The sequence below is a fragment of the Paradesertivirga mongoliensis genome (genome assembly GCF_024436395.1).
GTDB lineage: Bacteria > Bacteroidota > Bacteroidia > Sphingobacteriales > Sphingobacteriaceae > Paradesertivirga > Paradesertivirga mongoliensis.
In genome coordinates this window covers 415,099-430,585 of record NZ_JAFMZO010000001.1, presented here as the reverse complement: position 1 = coordinate 430,585, position 15,487 = coordinate 415,099, and the positions used below count along the sequence as shown (strand labels likewise).

Sequence of the window (15,487 nt, the reverse complement as noted above, 5' to 3'; positions counted from 1 at the left end):
ATACGATTTTTATTATTAGTTTTATATAACCTTTTTATTAAGTATGCGTACAAAGAACTTGTAAAACGGTGTGTGATGCCTAATATGGAAGATCCTAGATTTAAGTCGGTATTGCTTGTTGATGACAGCTATGTCGATAATCTTATCAATCGGAAAATGTTGCAGTCGAATAATTTCGCTGACGACATTACTGTTATTGATTCTCCGGTAAAGGCAATGGCATATATACAGCAATGTATAAATGAAGGTTCCATGCCTGACGTTATTTTCCTCGATATCCGAATGCCAGAAATGGACGGATTTCAATTTCTTGAAAACCTCGCTGATATCGGAATTGAGGTGTCAGACTTAAAAATTTATATGTTATCTTCGTCTCTTGACCCGGATGATTTGAAGCAGATTGCCGAGAATGAACTGGTCTCAAAATTTATCAGTAAACCACTTACTGAAAAGATATTGAACGAGATTGAATAGAAAATGATCCTGGTAGCCGATAGCGGTTCTTCAAAAGCAGACTGGATAATAATTAAAGACGATGCCGAGCGGATAGAGTTCAGCACGAAGGGAATTAATCCGTTCTTTAGTAATGAGAAAGAAATTTGCAAAGTTCTTTCCGGCTACGAAGAGGTTCAGAAGTATAATTCTAAGATAAAGGAAGTCCATTTTTTTGGCGCCGGATGCTCCAGCCCGGATAAAAGAGAAATAGTCTCCAACGGCCTGTCCAAAGTATTCTCAAAAGCTTTTATTAACGTAGAAGATGGTGTGTTAGGCGCTGTATACGCTACTTGCGGTAACAGCAAAGGGTTTACCTGCGTTCTGGGAACAGGGTCAAATATTGCGTTTTTTGACGGTGAACAGGCGCATTATGGAGTTCATGGTATCGGCTATATTTTGGGCGATGAAGGGTCAGGAGCTTATTTTGGAAGAAAGATAATAACTGCATACATGTATGGTTTAATGCCTCAATCACTAAAAAAGGCCTTCGAAGCCAACTACCAGATTGATAAAGAAACCATCATCGAAAATATTTACCAGAAGCCTTCACCCAATATCTATTTAGCCGCGTTCTCCCGATTTATGTACAAGCATCGGGATGATAAGCTGATTCAATCTATCTTATTTGATGGATTTGAAGAATTTGCCAAAGTGCACATCCTCAGGCAAGCACATTACCAGGCCTATCCCTGTCATTTTGTGGGTTCGATCGCTTATTTCTTTCAGGATGTACTCGCCCAGGTTTGCAGTGAGCATAAAATCAAACTCGGGAAAGTGATTGCCAGCCCGATAAACGGACTTACAGAATTCATTCTTAATAAGGATATTGATAAATTGTAAGCAACTGACTTCCGGTTTAAATTACAGCTCTTTGTCAACAAAATTTGCATTTATAATCTTCTAAATATATCTTCGTATTGACACAGGCAAGACTATACCAGCAAAACTGGTGTGGTCTTGTTTGCTTTTTATACAGTTTAAACCTACAGTGAGCCATGGCAGAGGTAACATATTATACCAAAGAAGGAATTGAAAAACTTAAAGAAGAATTACACTTTTTAAAAACTGAAGGAAGGGCTCAAATAGCCAAGGCTATTGCCGAAGCGAGAGATAAAGGCGACCTTTCTGAGAATGCAGAATACGATGCAGCGAAAGAGGCACAGGGCTTGCACGAGGCAAAAATCGCCAAATTGGGAGAAATACTTTCGAACGCACGCCTGATCGACGAATCGAAAATGGATACTTCGAAAGTGCTGGCTCTTTCTATCGTAAAAATAAAGAACATTAGAAACGGGTCTTCAATGACCTACCAATTGGTTTCTGAGACAGAAGCTGACTTAAAGTCGGGTAAGATATCCGTAAAGTCGCCTATTGCAAAAGGTTTGTTGGGAAAATCAGTCGGCGATAAGGTCGAAATTGCTGTACCTGCAGGTAAAATGGAATTTGAAATACTTGAAATTTCACGCTGATGGCCTCAGTTTTTTCCAAAATAGTGGCGGGTGAAATACCCGCTCACAAAGTTGCCGAGACAGATGAGTTCTTAGCTTTTTTGGATGTACATCCCTTGGCTAAAGGGCATGTGCTGGTAATCCCAAAAGCGGAAGTAGATTATCTTTTTGATCTGGAAGATGAACTTTATCTTGGGTTGCAGGCCTTCGCAAAGAAGGTTGCTGCAGGTTTAAAGAAGGCTATCCCCTGTAACCGAATTGGAGTGGCAGTTATTGGGCTTGAAGTGCCTCATGCACACATTCATCTGGTCCCGATAAACGGGATGGATGATTTGAATTTCTCAAGGCCCAAGCTTAAGTTGTCGCCAGAGGAGCTTAAAGAAGTTGCAGAGAAAATCGCCCGGCAGATAAACTAAATTTTTCCGCTTTTTTTAAGCGGCGTGGATGTAGCCAGCCGCTTTTCATTATCCTTTACAAAGGCGTCCCATCCCGAATAGCTTTTACTTTCACCACTGGTTCCGGTTCTTTGGAACGAATGGCAAACCGCCACGGCCAAGCCGTCTGTAGCATCTAAAAATTGGGGAGTCTCTGTAAACTGTAACAGCGTTTGCAGCATAGCGGCCACTTGCTCTTTGGTTGCATTTCCGTTGCCGGTGATAGATTGCTTTATTTTTCGTGGCGCATACTCAAAAATTGGGATGTTTCTCGAAAGCGCCGCCGCCATGGCAACTCCCTGCGCACGCCCCAGTTTTAACATTACCTGTATATTTTTTCCGTAAAAGGGCGCCTCAATTGCCAGGCAGTCCGGGTGATATTGGTCAATAAGCGCCAGGGTTTTTTCAAAAATGCGCTGAAGTTTTAAGGGATGGTCGTCCAGGTGATCAAGTTTAACAATACCCAGGTTGATCATCTCCACCTTCTTTTTTATTTCTTTAACCAGGCCATATCCCATAATGGATGTACCCGGATCAATTCCCAATATAATGCGTTCGCTTGAACCTTCTTTCTGCATTCAGGGCAAAATTACTAATATATGCGGAATAGCTGGCTGATAGATGAAGAGGTTTTTTGTAACATTGCAGTAAAATCCACCGCTTGACAAATAAGACCAGGAAGTTAATTAATGCCGTGATTAAAGTAAGCATTTTGGTGCTTGCGGCGGTTTTTATTTATTCGAAGTTAAGCAACAACCAAAATCTGGATAACTTCCGGCAGTTGATCGGCCAGCTTTCCAGACAAAAGGTTTACGGGATACTTGTACTGGTTTTTTTGCTCATGTTGCTGAACTGGGTTCTCGAAGCATTTAAATGGCAGTATTTGATCCGGCCCATTCAGAGGGTGAGCTTGTGGAAGGCAATTGAATCTGTTTTTTGCGGACTAACCCTGGCAGTGTTCACGCCAAACCGCATTGGCGAATACGGGGGACGTGTTTTTTTTCTTACGCCACGCAAGAGGGTTCTCGGCGTAATAATTATGGGTGTGGGAGCCGTTGGTCAGATGGTTGTGACTAACATCCTGGGAGCCTGTGCCATATTATGGTTCATTGGACGGTATGTCGAAATGAATTTTTGGCTTTATTATGGATTGTGTACACTGACTGTTTTATACTGTTTCTTTTTTTTACTGCTGTATTTCAATATCAGGTTTTTGCTTGCTATTCTCAATTCAATTAAATTTCTGTCGCGATTCAGGCGGTTTTTCAGAATTTTAGGGAGATATCATCTCAGAGAATTGCTGATTGTGTTTTTTTACAGCCTCTGCCGGTTTGTGGTATTCACATCTCAGTATTGTCTCATTATTAGTCTGTTGATTCCAGAAATACCCCTTATGCAGATGATCATGATGATCTTTATCCTGTTCTTTATCCAGTCGGCATTACCTTCGCTGGATTTGATGGATGTAGGTGTCAGAACGATGACTGCCACTTACTTCTTTAGCTTTCTGACTAACAACGACATCGCTATAATGGCTGCGACAGCATCTATATGGTTTGTAAATCTTATTATTCCTGCTATTTTAGGCTCCGTTTTCGTATTTAAACTCAAATTTTTTGGTACTAAACCTGATTAGCTATTTCAGCTTATTTCTGACGGTGTTCTACGGATTGGCAATTATATATTTCCGGTATGGCTGGGATAGAATTGTTGCACCTTCAAAAAGAAGGGGTTCTGCTCGGACATTCGTTAGCATCCTCATTGCCGCCCGGAACGAAGAAGATAAGATCGCACTTACGATCGAAGATATCTTAAATCAGGATTACCCGCAGGAACTTAGCGAACTTATCGTGGTTGATGACCATTCGACGGACCGTACAGCGGAAATTATTGCAGGTTATGCCGATCGGGGAGTGAAGCTTCTCAGGCTTAATGAAAATGAGCCATTAAATTCGTACAAGAAAAAGGCGATCACAGAAGCCATTAAGCTGGCGAAGGGAGAGCTGCTAATCACCACCGACGCTGATTGCCGGATGAATAGTCGTTGGCTTAGCACCATTGTCTCATTTTTCGAAACTCATGATTGTAAGCTGATCTCGTCTCCCGTGGTCTTTTTCGAGGAGAAGAGCTTTTTTGAGCGCTTGCAAACGCTTGAGTTCTTATATCTGATAGGTTTGGGAGCGGCAACCATCGGGAACAAAAAGCCATCCACCTGCAATGGGGCAAATCTGGCATATCGGAAAGATGTTTTTGAAGAGCTTAAAGGCTTTCAGGGAATTGACGAACTGGCATCGGGCGATGATGAGCTCTTTCTTCACAAAGTGGCGTCTAAATATCCGCATAACATCGGCTTTTGCAAATCTTACGATGCTTTGGTGTTTACTCATGCCAAGCCAAATATGAGTGAATTTATCAGGCAACGAAAAAGATGGGCTTCAAAAAGCACACGGTATAAAGACAAGAAGATCGTTGCTTTGGGCGTTAGCATCTGGTTGTTTAACGTATTGGTCGTTTTAAACGCGGTACTTGCATTTTTTTACCCGTCTTCTCTTGCAGTCGTTTTGGTGCTGCTTATATCGAAGGGTTTGGCAGAGCTTTATTTTTTGATTCCAGTGACTGGTTTTGTAAAAAGGCGCGAATTGCTCTTGTATTTGCCGCTTCTTACATGCATCCATGCGATTTATATTATTTATATTGGCATCGCAGGGAACACAGGGAAGTATATGTGGAAAGGCCGGCTAGTAAAATAATTTCAAAAAAATCCCTTAGAAACGGTTAAATTATTACTTTTAACGTTATTGTTGAAGAAGTTTGGAAGCATTTAAACGCAGTTCTAACGATCCTGAGGAAAACGACCTGATTCAGTTGCTGTTAAAGCGGCAGGCTGAGTTAAACGCTCTGCTCGAGGTTACACTGGCTATTAATAAAAACAGCGCGGCATCCGTGCTTTTTGAAATGCTTGAAGTGGTTCTCAAAGTAAACCTCAACGTTGGGAAAATGCGCCTTGTGATTAAGGACGAACATCAGTTCTCCTGCGTTTCACGTTTTGGCGGTACATACGAGAATGCTAAAATCCTTCAGCAGATATGTAAAGAGCTTGAAGTTACCAAGACCATCATTTCTTTGTCTAACCACCCTGATGCCATGCTCTCGGAGTATGATTTTTTTGTTCCAGTCAGGCATAAAAGAAATACTCTGGCTTTCGTGCTGATTGGGGATTTTCATACTAAGCCCGAGCTGGTAAGCCATGAGCTTAACTTTATCCAGACCTTAATCAATATCATCATAGTTGCCTTAGAAAATAAAAAGTTATTTAAGGAAAGGGTTCATCGCGAAAGATATCAAAGAGATATGGAGCTTGCAAGCGAAGTGCAAAGCATGCTGGTGCCGTTGCAACTGCCTAAAAGTGACAGGTTTGAAATTGCTGCTACCTATCTTCCTCATGAAAATATTGGCGGCGATTACTTCGACTTTATCCGTTTAAACGAACACGAGTTTATCTGGTGTATCGCAGATGTGTCGGGAAAGGGGATCTCTGCGGCCCTTCTGATGGCTAATTTACAGGCAAGTTTACGGGCCTGGGCCTCGGTGGAAAGCAGCATGGAAAAGGTTGTTACCAAGTTGAATGAAATTGTAACCTACAATACAAACGGTGAACGTTTTATTACACTTTTTCTAGGGCGTTACAATGAACTTACACGCGAAATGCAGTTTGTAAATGCCGGGCACAATTCCCCTATTCTGATTTCCAGCGAAGGTTTTCGCTTCCTGCAGGAGGGAACAACGCTTTTAGGAAGCTTCGACACCCTGCCGTTTGTGAACACCGGCCAACTTATCCTGCCCGAAAATTCTCTGATCTTCAACTATACAGATGGTTTGATCGAAAGTCCGGATGAAGATGTTTTTATATCAGAGGAAGAACTGGTGCATTACTTGCAGCTCCACAGACATTCTCCGGTAGAAATCATAAATAAGAGCATTCTCTCCGATATACAGTCTTCCCGTAAGGCGAGGATGAGCTCTGACGACATTACGTTGTTAACAATCAAGATCCTTTAGTGTTGGGAAATAGCCTTTTAGCTTTAAAGCTAAACCGTTATTTTTGAGATGAATTAAAACAAAGATGCTTTTTCCATTTTATCAGAAAGAATTTGTTGAGGCCGGTTGTGATGAAGCAGGAAGAGGTTGTCTGGCTGGTCCTGTGTTTGCAGCTGCCGTTATTCTGCCAACCAACTTCAAACATAAATTACTTACAGATTCCAAGCAACTCTGTGAAGAAGACCGGTACGCGCTGCGTAAAGTGATCCGGAAAAAAGCTGTTGCTTATGCGGTTGCACAGGTGGATCATGACGAAATTGACCGGATAAATATTCTTAATGCTTCGTTTCTTGCCATGCACAAGGCGCTGGATCAGTTAACTGAGCAGTTTGGGTTTATATTGATTGATGGTAATCGTTTCAAGAGATACAAGGAAATTCCGCACGAATGTATTATAAAAGGCGACGGGAAATATTATTCCATTGCGGCAGCCTCCATCCTGGCCAAAACCTATCGAGATGATTACATGAAAAACATCGCAGAGGAGCATCCCGAATACGAATGGGCAAGCAATAAAGGATATCCCACCATAAAGCATCGCAATGCAGTTTTAACACATGGCTTCTCTCCCTATCACCGCAGAACTTTCAGGGTTACCGACCCTCAATTAGACTTATTCAGTCAAACTTCCGAACAAACTGACCTAATCGCAGTCTGATTCCTCTTTTTTAATTATTTTTGGCCTTTCTCATTCAAAACATGAAGAATACTGCCTTAACGCAAAAGCATATTTCATTGGGTGCTAAAATGGTTCCGTTCGCCGGGTTTAATATGCCTGTGCAATACGAAGGAATTAATATAGAACATCAGGCTGTTCGAACAGGTGTCGGCGTGTTCGATGTTAGTCATATGGGCGAATTTATCCTGAAAGGAGAAAAAGCCCTCGACCTTATTCAAAAGATTACCTCAAACGACGCATCAAAGTTGGTGGATGGTAAAGTGCAGTATTCATGCCTTCCAAATACCAGGGGTGGCATTGTAGATGATTTGCTGGTTTATCGCATCGATGAGAAAAGCTATATGCTGGTGGTGAATGCTTCTAACATTGAAAAAGACTGGAACTGGATATCCCAATACAATACTTTCGGTGTGGAGATGAAAGATATATCAGAACGCACCTCGTTATTGGCCATACAGGGCCCCAAATCTGCAGAGGCTTTGCAAAGTCTTACAGATGTTGATTTAGCTTCGATGGAATATTACAGTTTCAAAAAAGGGACTTTTGCGGGCGTTGATAATGTATTGATTTCCGCCACAGGGTATACCGGCGCCGGTGGTTTTGAAATATATTTTGATGAGAAACATTCGGAAGCTATTTGGGATGCGGTGTTTAAAGCTGGTGAAAAAGTTGGCATTAAGCCGATTGGACTGGCCGCCAGAGATACGCTTCGTTTGGAGATGGGCTTTTGCCTTTACGGAAATGATATTAATGATACTACCTCTCCCATTGAAGCGGGCTTGAGCTGGATTACTAAGTTTTCTAAGGACTTTGTAAATAAAGAAGAGTTGGAGTTGCAGAAGAAAAACGGCGGTAGTAAAAAACTGGTTGGCTTTGAGCTTATCGACAGAGGAATTCCCCGCCATGATTACCCTATAACGGATAAGGATGGAAATGAAATCGGAGTGGTTACTTCTGGTACACAATCACCTTCGCTGCAGAAAGCTATTGGAATGGGATACGTTAATAGAGAATTTGCAACCGAAGGAAATGAGATTTATATAAGCATCAGGAACAATCCGGTAAAAGCGAGGATTGTAAAGATGCCTTTCTACAAAGGATAAGAATGTCGAAAATAGTATCGTTAAAATCAGATAGATTAAAAGTAGAAGTTTGTTTAACCCCCGCCTTGCTACCACTTCACAAATTGGAGAACAGTGTGGTAGTGGTGATTGACATATTCAGAGCAACTTCATCCATTTGTTACGGGATTGAAAATGGAGCTGAAGCAATTATTCCGGTTTCACATGTAGAAGAGTGCGCCGCATACCATGGTACCGGGCATTTGCTTGCTGCAGAGCGCGATGGCGAAGTGGTTGAAGGGTTTGACTTTGGCAATTCTCCGTTTGCCTACACACCAGAAAAGGTTGCCGGTAAAACAATTGTACTTACTACAACCAATGGTACACACGCTATCCAGCTATCGAGAAGTGCAAAGCGTATCGTAATAGGATCTTTTTTAAATCTGAGTTCACTTTCTCAGTGGTTAAAAGATGAGCATGAAAATATTATTTTGGTTTGCGCCGGCTGGAAAAACAACTTTAACCTGGAAGATACCATTTTTGCCGGGGCGGTAGTTCATCAGTTGAAAGATGAAAAATATATTCTGGATGATGCAGCTATTGCGGCAGAGGACCTCTATCTTTTAGCGAAGAATGATTTGGCTGGCTTCCTGTCAAAGAGTTCACATAGCGAGCGCTTGAAGAAGCTGGGCATAGAAGAAGATATCGCTTTCTGTTTGAAAATTGATGAAACGAGCGCAATTCCGGTGCTTGACGGCGATAAGCTGGTGAAGCTCTAAGCTTTCACCTCAGCTTATCGTTGTTCTTATGTCTGTCGGCATCGCGGATGTTTTTTTTCTCGAGATTTTTTTCAAGCGCTTCAGTCAGGTCGATTCCGGTTTGATTAGCAAGGCAGATCAACACAAAAAGTACATCGGCCATCTCATCGCCCAAATCAACTGTCTTGTCTGACTCTTTAAAGGATTGTTCGCCATATTTTCTGGACATGATTCTGGCTACTTCACCTACTTCTTCCATTAAAATGGCGGTATTTGTTAGCTCGTTGAAATAGCGCACGCCGGTGGTTTTAATCCATTGGTCAACAATGGCTTGGGCTTGTTTTATTTCCATGTCAATAATTTTCCTTGTCCTTAGTATTCATAATGATTGTTACCGGTCCGTCGTTGAGCAGGTTGATTTTCATATCTGCACCAAAAATCCCGGTTTTTGGTGGGTTGCCGGTGAGTCTGCTAAGTTCCGAGATCATTTGTTCGTATAATGGTACTGCCTGCTCTGGCTTTGCAGCCCGAATAAAACTGGGGCGATTTCCTTTTTTAGTTTGTGCGAATAAAGTGAATTGCGAGATAAGAAGAATTTCTCCGCCAACTTCGGCAAGCGATTTATTCATGAGACCATTTTCATCGTTGAAGATGCGCAGGTTCACTATCTTTTGAGCAAGCCATGTAAGGTCTGCAGTAGCGTCGCTTTCTTCTATTCCAAGCAAGATAAGCAAGCCGGTGCCGATTTTTCCGGTGATGTTTTTATCTACGGTGCATGAAGCATGCGAAACGCGTTGAATGACTGCTCTCATATTAGATGGAAGATATCAGAATCAGGAGGAAAGAGAAAGATCTCACCACTGGGAATATCTCTTGCTTCTCGCACCTTACCTCTATTTTAGGCCCTCGTATCATTTCCATGAAAAATACTTAGATAGCTTTCGTACCTTGAAATCTCTATTTCCCCATTTTCAACCGCTTGAATAACATTACAGCCCGGTTCGTTCACATGACGGCAGTTATGGAACCTACATTCGTTTAAACGCTCGCGTATTTCAGGAAAGAAATGTCCCAATACCTGAGGTTCAATATCGAAAATGCCGAGTTCTCTTATTCCTGGGGTGTCTATCAAATATCCACCCTGTGGGAGATCATGCATTTCGGCAAAAGTGGTGGTGTGCTGGCCTTTATCGCTCCAGTCGGAAACAGCGCCCGTCTTTAATTCCAGATCGGGCACAAGTGCATTTATCAGAGTGGATTTTCCTACTCCGGAATGTCCGCTGAATAAGGTGACTTTGTCTTTAAGCAGGTTTTGGATTTGCTCGATATTGGTGCCTTCAACGGCAGATACTTTATAGCAGGGATAACCAATGTTCTGGTAGATGTTTTCGTATTCTGCTAGCACTTCCATCCCTTCGTTGCTGAATAAGTCCAGTTTGTTAAAGACTAAAGCTGCCGGAATATCATACGCCTCGGCAGTAACTAAGAACCGGTCAATGAAGCCTAATGATGTACGAGGTGAAGCCAGTGTAACGATAAGAAACGCCTGATCAAGATTAGCCGCAATGATTTGAGATTGCTTGGACAGGTTTATAGATTTCCGAATAATATAGTTCTTACGCGGCTCCAGTTTTACTATTACGCCGGTGCTTTGGTCGGGTTCCATTTCAATTTCTACCCAATCGCCTACGGCAATAGGATTGGTGGTCCGGATATCTTTAATGCGGAATTTCCCTTTAATGCGGCAATCGATGCTCTCACCTTTGTTGTTTACAACCTGGTACCAGCTTCCGGTAGACTTTGTTACTAAACATCTCATGGTAGATTTAAAATAACCTTTAAACTATTTCGCAAGTTTTCAGAATCCTTCTTTGATAATTTTCCCACTTGTTCTTTAAGTCGCGACACGTCGATAGCTCGTATTTGGTCTGCAAGAATATATGATTTTTTCTGAAGCCCATTCCGCGGGTCTGCATCAATAGACAATCGTAAGATTTCGACACCTTTTCGCTCCTGCGATGAAATCGGGCAGACGATAAAAGATGAATGCCCGTTCAAATTAAGCAGGTCTGTTTGAATTATTAAAACCGGCCGGATCTTTCCTGTTTCTGCTCCTTTTCCTGGGTTTAGATCTGCGATCCAGATATCGTACTGTTTTATCTCGATGTTATTTTTCATCAAGATACTTTTCTAAATCGATTAAAGAAGCATCATTAAATTCATCGAGCAATTCTCCATCGGAACAGCTTTCGTTTATTATAGTAATTTCTTTCTTTAGCTGAGCTTCCAAACTCTTCCTTTTAAGATATGAGTTATACGCTTTTAATGCGGTTTTTAAGTAATTACTACGGCTCGTTTTTAATTCTTTCACTTGTTCTTCGATGTCCTCGAAGAGTTTATCGTCAAGTTTTAGAAGAATGCTTTTCATTTATGGTTATTATATATCAAAAGTAGATATACTTTTTTGGTATATAAAATAATTATCAGTTTCTTTAGACCTTCGGTGCTTACAACTCAGACAGCGTTTGGAACGCTGTCTGAGTTTAACTGAATCCGATGAAAACGCAGCCGAGCATTTTAAACCTGATGGTACGGAAAGCCCGAAGTGCGTTTGCCTGGGCATCGGGCGGACTTGAAGGGACAGCAGGGCTACATTTGCCACAGAGAAGAGAGATGCTTTTCAAAAAAATCCAATTTGGTTTGTTAATCTAAATTTTTACTGCTTACTTTACGCCCGATTTAAAAGTTAATGAAAAAGTATATTTATACCATCGCTACGATTACTACCACCACGCTGAATATAGCCGGAGGAAGCTCGAATATGGTGTAACTTAAACATAAAAGGAAACCAAAAAACGCCTTCCTCCGCTAAGGGGAAGGCGTTTTTTGTTAAAAATTACGTTAATGAAGGTCTTAAAATTTGGTGGTACTTCAGTAGGTTCGGTTGAAAGTATCCGTACACTGATTGAAATTCTTAAGCGCGAAAAGTCTGAGCGTCAGAGCCCCGTTGTGGTATTATCTGCCATGAGTGGGGTTACTAATTTGCTGGTTTCTATGGCTGATAAAGCAGCCAGAGGTGAAGAAGTTTCGGCTTACTTAACGGAATTGGAAAACCGCCATTTTGATGTGGTTAAGGCTTTGCTGGATGTGCCGAGGCAAAATCCTGTTTTTACTAAGCTAAAATTGTTTTTTAACCAGTTGGAAGACCTTTTACAGGGGATTTCCAGTCTGCAGGAGCTAACGCCTAAAACCCGCGATCTGGTTTTAAGTTATGGTGAGCGCTGCTCTACTTTAATGGTGAGCAAAATTGCCGAGCAGGAACTAGGAGAGGCGGTTTTTGCCGATGCCTCGGAGCTGATTAAAACCGATAGCTCTTACGGAAACGCCCGCATCCAGACTGAAATTTCTGAGATGTTGATTCGTAATTTTTACGAAGCGAATTCAGGAAAACTTATTTTCGTAACCGGATTTATCGCCAGCAATGATGAGGGAAAAATCACAACACTTGGCCGTGGCGGCAGTGATTATACTGCAGCAATTATAGGGTCTGCGTTAAATGCGGAGGAGATAGAGATATGGACCGACGTAAATGGAATGATGACCGCCGATCCGCGAATGGTTAAGAAGGCATTCCCGTTAAAAGAGCTTTCTTATACCGAAGCAATGGAGCTTTCTTATTTCGGTGCGAAGGTTATTTATCCACCGACTATGATTCCTGCGTTTTTAAAGAAAATCCCAATTGTTATCAGGAATACTTTTGAGCCTGATTTTAAGGGAACTGTTATTCGCCACGATTGTCGCGAGGCGGATCATCCAATTAAAGGGATTTCATCTATTAACGATATAAGCGTGCTTAATCTCCAGGGAAGCGGTATGGTGGGTAAAGCCGGCTTTAGCGGTCGTTTGTTCTCTTTATTGTCGCGCGAGCAAATCAATATAATTCTCATTACTCAGTCTTCGTCAGAGCATAGCATTACATTTGCTGTTCATCCCGCCGATGCAGTAAAGGCAAAACGCTTAATTGAACAGGAGTTCGAATTGGAATTGGATGCAAAAAAAGTTGAAGCTCCTGTAATTGAGGAAGATCTGGCTGCCCTGGCTATTGTGGGAGAGAACATGAAGGAGACACCAGGTATCTCTGGAACCCTTTTCCACGCTTTGGGAAGAAACGGTGTGAATGTGAGAGCCATTGCGCAGGGCTCATCCGAATACAATATATCGGTTATTATATCCAGTCATGATCTGGAGAAGGCCTTAAATGCCGTTCATGATGCGTTTTATACTGATCTTAAGAAAAACTTGAATATTTTCTGCTTAGGCACAGGAAATATCGGTTCTACCTTGTTCAGGCAGATTCAGGAGCATTGTGAATTTTTGCAATTACAAAACGGCGTAACCATTAATGTAGTCGGAATTACAAACAGCCGTCAGATGGTGTTCAACCCTGATGGAATTGCATTAAGTAAGTGGAACGAAGTACTTGAAAAAGAAGGCGAGCCTGCCGACCTTGCACTTTTCGTTGCCCGGATGAAAGAAATGAATCTGCCAAATGCAATTTTCGTGGATAATACTGCAAGTCTTAAGCCAATAGCAGTTTATGAAGACGTATTTAAGTCAAATATTTCGGTGGTTACTTGTAATAAGATAGGTAACTCGTCTTCATACAGTCAGTACAAGAATTTTAAAGAACTTTCTCAACTACACGGTGTCGATTTTTATTATGAAACCAATGTAGGGGCAGGTTTACCTATCGTACGGACATTAAAAGATTTGATGATCAGCGGTGACAGAGTAATTCGAATTGAAGCCATTCTTTCGGGAACTATTTCATTCATCTTCAATAACTTCAAGGGCGACCTTACTTTCCATGATGTGGTAAAGCAAGCCCAGGAAAAGGGATATACAGAACCAGACCCCCGCGATGATTTAAGCGGTACTGACTTTATGCGTAAAATGCTAATTCTCGCCCGTGATGCCGGAAACCAATTAGAACCGGATGAGGTGAAGATTGAAAGCATGTTGCCTGAAGCCTGTCTAAAAGCTGCCAGCGTTGAGGATTTTTATACTGAGTTGAAAAACCATAATGACTTTTTTGAAAAGCTTAAGGCCGAGGCTGTAAGCAATGGAAAAGTATTGCGTTACATTGGTATGCTGGAAGACGGACAGGTTTCTATATCCTTGCAAATGGTAGATGAAAACCACCCATTCTATATGCTTTCGGGAAGTGATAATATTATTTCATTTACAACTGACAGGTATCGGGAACGTCCGTTAGTGGTGAAAGGTCCGGGTGCTGGAGCAGAAGTTACCGCCGCAGGGGTGTTTGCCGATATAGTAAACGTTGGTGCCCAGTATCCAAATTACTTCTAATGAGAGAGTCTATCAGAGTTTTTGCTCCTGCAACTATCGCAAACGTGGTATGTGGTTACGATATTCTTGGTTTGGCAGTTGATGCTCCGGGAGATGAAGTGATTATGCGGAAGCGGTCAGAACCCGGAGTAATTATAACAAAGATTACGGGTGATGATGGCCGATTGCCGCTCGATGCGTCGAAGAACACAGTTAGTGCCAGCGTAGAGCATTATTTACGACATGTGGGACGGCCAGATGTGGGAATAGAGATCGAACTCCACAAACAAATGCCTATTGGAAGCGGATTAGGTTCCAGTTCCGCAAGTACAGTGGCCGGATTATTCGCTATCAATGCTATGTTAGGTAATCCACTATCTAAAATGGAACTTGTTCCTTTTGCTATGAAAGGCGAGGAACTGGCTTGTGGTACAGGCCATGCAGACAATGTTGCACCGGCCATTCTGGGCGGCTTTGTGTTAATAAAGAGTTATGAACCTCTGGATATTATCAAGCTGCCCTATCCGGAAGAATTGCATTGTGCAATAGTTTTTCCCGAAGTAGATGTTCCAACGAGGGATGCACGACGAATGATCCGCGAGAAGATCGCACTAAAAGATGCAGTTACTCAATGGGGAAATATTGCAGGTTTGGTCTCTGGATTGTTTATGAAGGATCTGGGTCTGATCGGCAGAAGCATGAAGGATGTTTTAATCGAACCTGTGCGTTCTATTCTCATCCCGGATTTTCATCGGATGAGAGAGATTGCAATGATAAATGGCGCAATTAGCTTCGGCATCTCTGGATCAGGGCCGTCGGTGTTTGCTTTTACTAAAGATCCCGATACTTCGGTTAAGATCACCAAAGCTATTCAGCAACATTTGTCGAAACTTAATATTGGCAGTCAGGCTTATACATCGGCAGTGAATGCAGACGGGCCGAAGATACTAGATTGATAATTAGCCACTGAGAGGCATTAAAAGCTTTTCGACAAGGTGTTAAGATAAAGAATGATTTAGCCACAAAGTCGCCAAGACACAAACAGGGACTTGGAGCCTTTGCGCCTTTGTAGCAATTAAAGAACCAGCCGTAGGCAAAAGCACAAGTGCATCAAGGTTTCAACCTTGCAATCTTGGGTCTTCGCGTCTTCGCAGCAAAAAGAAAG

General features: G+C 42.0%; 19 protein-coding genes. 13 read left to right on the top strand and 6 right to left on the bottom strand.

The annotated features are described in order from the left end of the window. The first annotated feature begins 84 nt into the window (after window positions 1–84). The 4 genes from J3P43_RS01550 (at window position 85) to J3P43_RS01535 (ending at window position 2,359) form a co-directional block, all read left to right on the top strand. Window positions 85–474 carry a response regulator gene (locus J3P43_RS01550; protein ID WP_255898280.1) on the top strand — a complete coding sequence of 130 codons (390 nt, stop codon included), beginning with the start codon at window positions 85–87 and terminating at the stop codon, window positions 472–474. Window positions 475–477: 3 nt separating this feature from the next. Then, the gene (locus tag J3P43_RS01545; RefSeq protein WP_255898278.1) at window positions 478–1,335 is read left to right on the top strand and encodes an N-acetylglucosamine kinase; all 858 of its coding nucleotides are present in this window, start codon (window positions 478–480) and stop codon (window positions 1,333–1,335) included. Window positions 1,336–1,490: 155 nt separating this feature from the next. Further along, on the top strand, window positions 1,491–1,964 hold the full coding sequence (gene greA, locus J3P43_RS01540) for a transcription elongation factor GreA (RefSeq protein WP_255898276.1): 474 nt from the start codon (window positions 1,491–1,493) through the stop codon (window positions 1,962–1,964). Next, window positions 1,964–2,359: an HIT family protein gene (locus J3P43_RS01535; RefSeq protein ID WP_255898274.1), complete on the top strand. Its 396-nt coding sequence runs from the start codon at window positions 1,964–1,966 to the stop codon at window positions 2,357–2,359. Before greA ends, J3P43_RS01535 begins: the two co-directional genes overlap by 1 nt. Here the strand turns inward: J3P43_RS01535 and ruvC are convergent. Further along, window positions 2,356–2,955 (bottom strand): crossover junction endodeoxyribonuclease RuvC, encoded by a 600-nt coding sequence (gene ruvC, locus J3P43_RS01530; protein ID WP_255898272.1) that lies wholly within the window; start codon window positions 2,953–2,955, stop codon window positions 2,356–2,358. The two genes, J3P43_RS01535 and ruvC, sit on opposite strands and share 4 nt — an antisense overlap. 83 nt (window positions 2,956–3,038) lie before the next feature. Here ruvC and J3P43_RS01525 point away from each other — a divergent pair, with 83 nt between their 5' ends. From J3P43_RS01525 to J3P43_RS01500, 6 genes are all read left to right on the top strand, one after another. Continuing rightward, window positions 3,039–4,013 carry a lysylphosphatidylglycerol synthase domain-containing protein gene (locus J3P43_RS01525; RefSeq protein ID WP_255898270.1) on the top strand — a complete coding sequence of 325 codons (975 nt, stop codon included), beginning with the start codon at window positions 3,039–3,041 and terminating at the stop codon, window positions 4,011–4,013. After that, window positions 3,994–5,127, top strand: coding sequence for a glycosyltransferase family 2 protein (locus J3P43_RS01520; RefSeq protein ID WP_255898268.1), 1,134 nt, complete (start codon window positions 3,994–3,996; stop codon window positions 5,125–5,127). The genes J3P43_RS01525 and J3P43_RS01520 overlap by 20 nt, the downstream gene beginning before the upstream one ends. 61 nt (window positions 5,128–5,188) lie before the next feature. Further along, entirely contained in the window at window positions 5,189–6,436 is a 1,248-nt protein-coding gene (locus J3P43_RS01515) for a PP2C family protein-serine/threonine phosphatase (protein ID WP_255898266.1), read from the top strand. A gap of 64 nt (window positions 6,437–6,500) precedes the next feature. After that, entirely contained in the window at window positions 6,501–7,133 is a 633-nt protein-coding gene (gene rnhB / locus J3P43_RS01510) for a ribonuclease HII (protein WP_255898264.1), read from the top strand. A 41-nt stretch (window positions 7,134–7,174) separates the two neighbouring features. After that, window positions 7,175–8,257, top strand: coding sequence for a glycine cleavage system aminomethyltransferase GcvT (gene gcvT / locus J3P43_RS01505; protein WP_255898262.1), 1,083 nt, complete (start codon window positions 7,175–7,177; stop codon window positions 8,255–8,257). Between the two features lie 2 nt (window positions 8,258–8,259). Further along, window positions 8,260–8,994, top strand: coding sequence for a 2-phosphosulfolactate phosphatase (locus J3P43_RS01500; RefSeq protein WP_255898260.1), 735 nt, complete (start codon window positions 8,260–8,262; stop codon window positions 8,992–8,994). A gap of 4 nt (window positions 8,995–8,998) precedes the next feature. Here the strand turns inward: J3P43_RS01500 and J3P43_RS01495 are convergent, their stop codons facing one another. From J3P43_RS01495 to J3P43_RS01475, 5 genes are all read right to left on the bottom strand, one after another. Then, on the bottom strand, window positions 8,999–9,325 hold the full coding sequence (locus J3P43_RS01495) for a nucleotide pyrophosphohydrolase (RefSeq protein ID WP_255898258.1): 327 nt from the start codon (window positions 9,323–9,325) through the stop codon (window positions 8,999–9,001). 1 nt (window position 9,326) lies between these two features. Beyond that, complete coding sequence (dtd, locus tag J3P43_RS01490) at window positions 9,327–9,785, bottom strand: D-aminoacyl-tRNA deacylase (RefSeq protein WP_255898256.1); 459 nt, start codon at window positions 9,783–9,785, stop codon at window positions 9,327–9,329. Window positions 9,786–9,871: 86 nt separating this feature from the next. Further along, window positions 9,872–10,792, bottom strand: coding sequence for a ribosome small subunit-dependent GTPase A (gene rsgA, locus J3P43_RS01485; RefSeq protein ID WP_255898253.1), 921 nt, complete (start codon window positions 10,790–10,792; stop codon window positions 9,872–9,874). Further along, window positions 10,789–11,151: a type II toxin-antitoxin system PemK/MazF family toxin gene (locus J3P43_RS01480; RefSeq protein WP_255898251.1), complete on the bottom strand. Its 363-nt coding sequence runs from the start codon at window positions 11,149–11,151 to the stop codon at window positions 10,789–10,791. The genes rsgA and J3P43_RS01480 overlap by 4 nt, the downstream gene beginning before the upstream one ends. Continuing rightward, the gene (locus J3P43_RS01475; protein ID WP_255898249.1) at window positions 11,141–11,401 is read right to left on the bottom strand and encodes a hypothetical protein; all 261 of its coding nucleotides are present in this window, start codon (window positions 11,399–11,401) and stop codon (window positions 11,141–11,143) included. Before J3P43_RS01475 ends, J3P43_RS01480 begins: the two co-directional genes overlap by 11 nt. 128 nt (window positions 11,402–11,529) lie before the next feature. On the opposite strand from J3P43_RS01475, the gene J3P43_RS01470 reads away from it, so the two are divergent. From J3P43_RS01470 to J3P43_RS01460, 3 genes are all read left to right on the top strand, one after another. Beyond that, a complete protein-coding gene (locus J3P43_RS01470; RefSeq protein WP_255898247.1) occupies window positions 11,530–11,685 on the top strand; it encodes a hypothetical protein in 156 nt (51 codons plus the stop codon). A 192-nt stretch (window positions 11,686–11,877) separates the two neighbouring features. Beyond that, window positions 11,878–14,343, top strand: a complete 2,466-nt coding sequence (gene thrA, locus J3P43_RS01465) for a bifunctional aspartate kinase/homoserine dehydrogenase I (protein ID WP_255898244.1) — start codon at window positions 11,878–11,880, stop codon at window positions 14,341–14,343. After that, window positions 14,343–15,278: a homoserine kinase gene (locus tag J3P43_RS01460; protein ID WP_255898242.1), complete on the top strand. Its 936-nt coding sequence runs from the start codon at window positions 14,343–14,345 to the stop codon at window positions 15,276–15,278. The genes thrA and J3P43_RS01460 overlap by 1 nt, the downstream gene beginning before the upstream one ends. Window positions 15,279–15,487 lie beyond the last annotated feature (209 nt).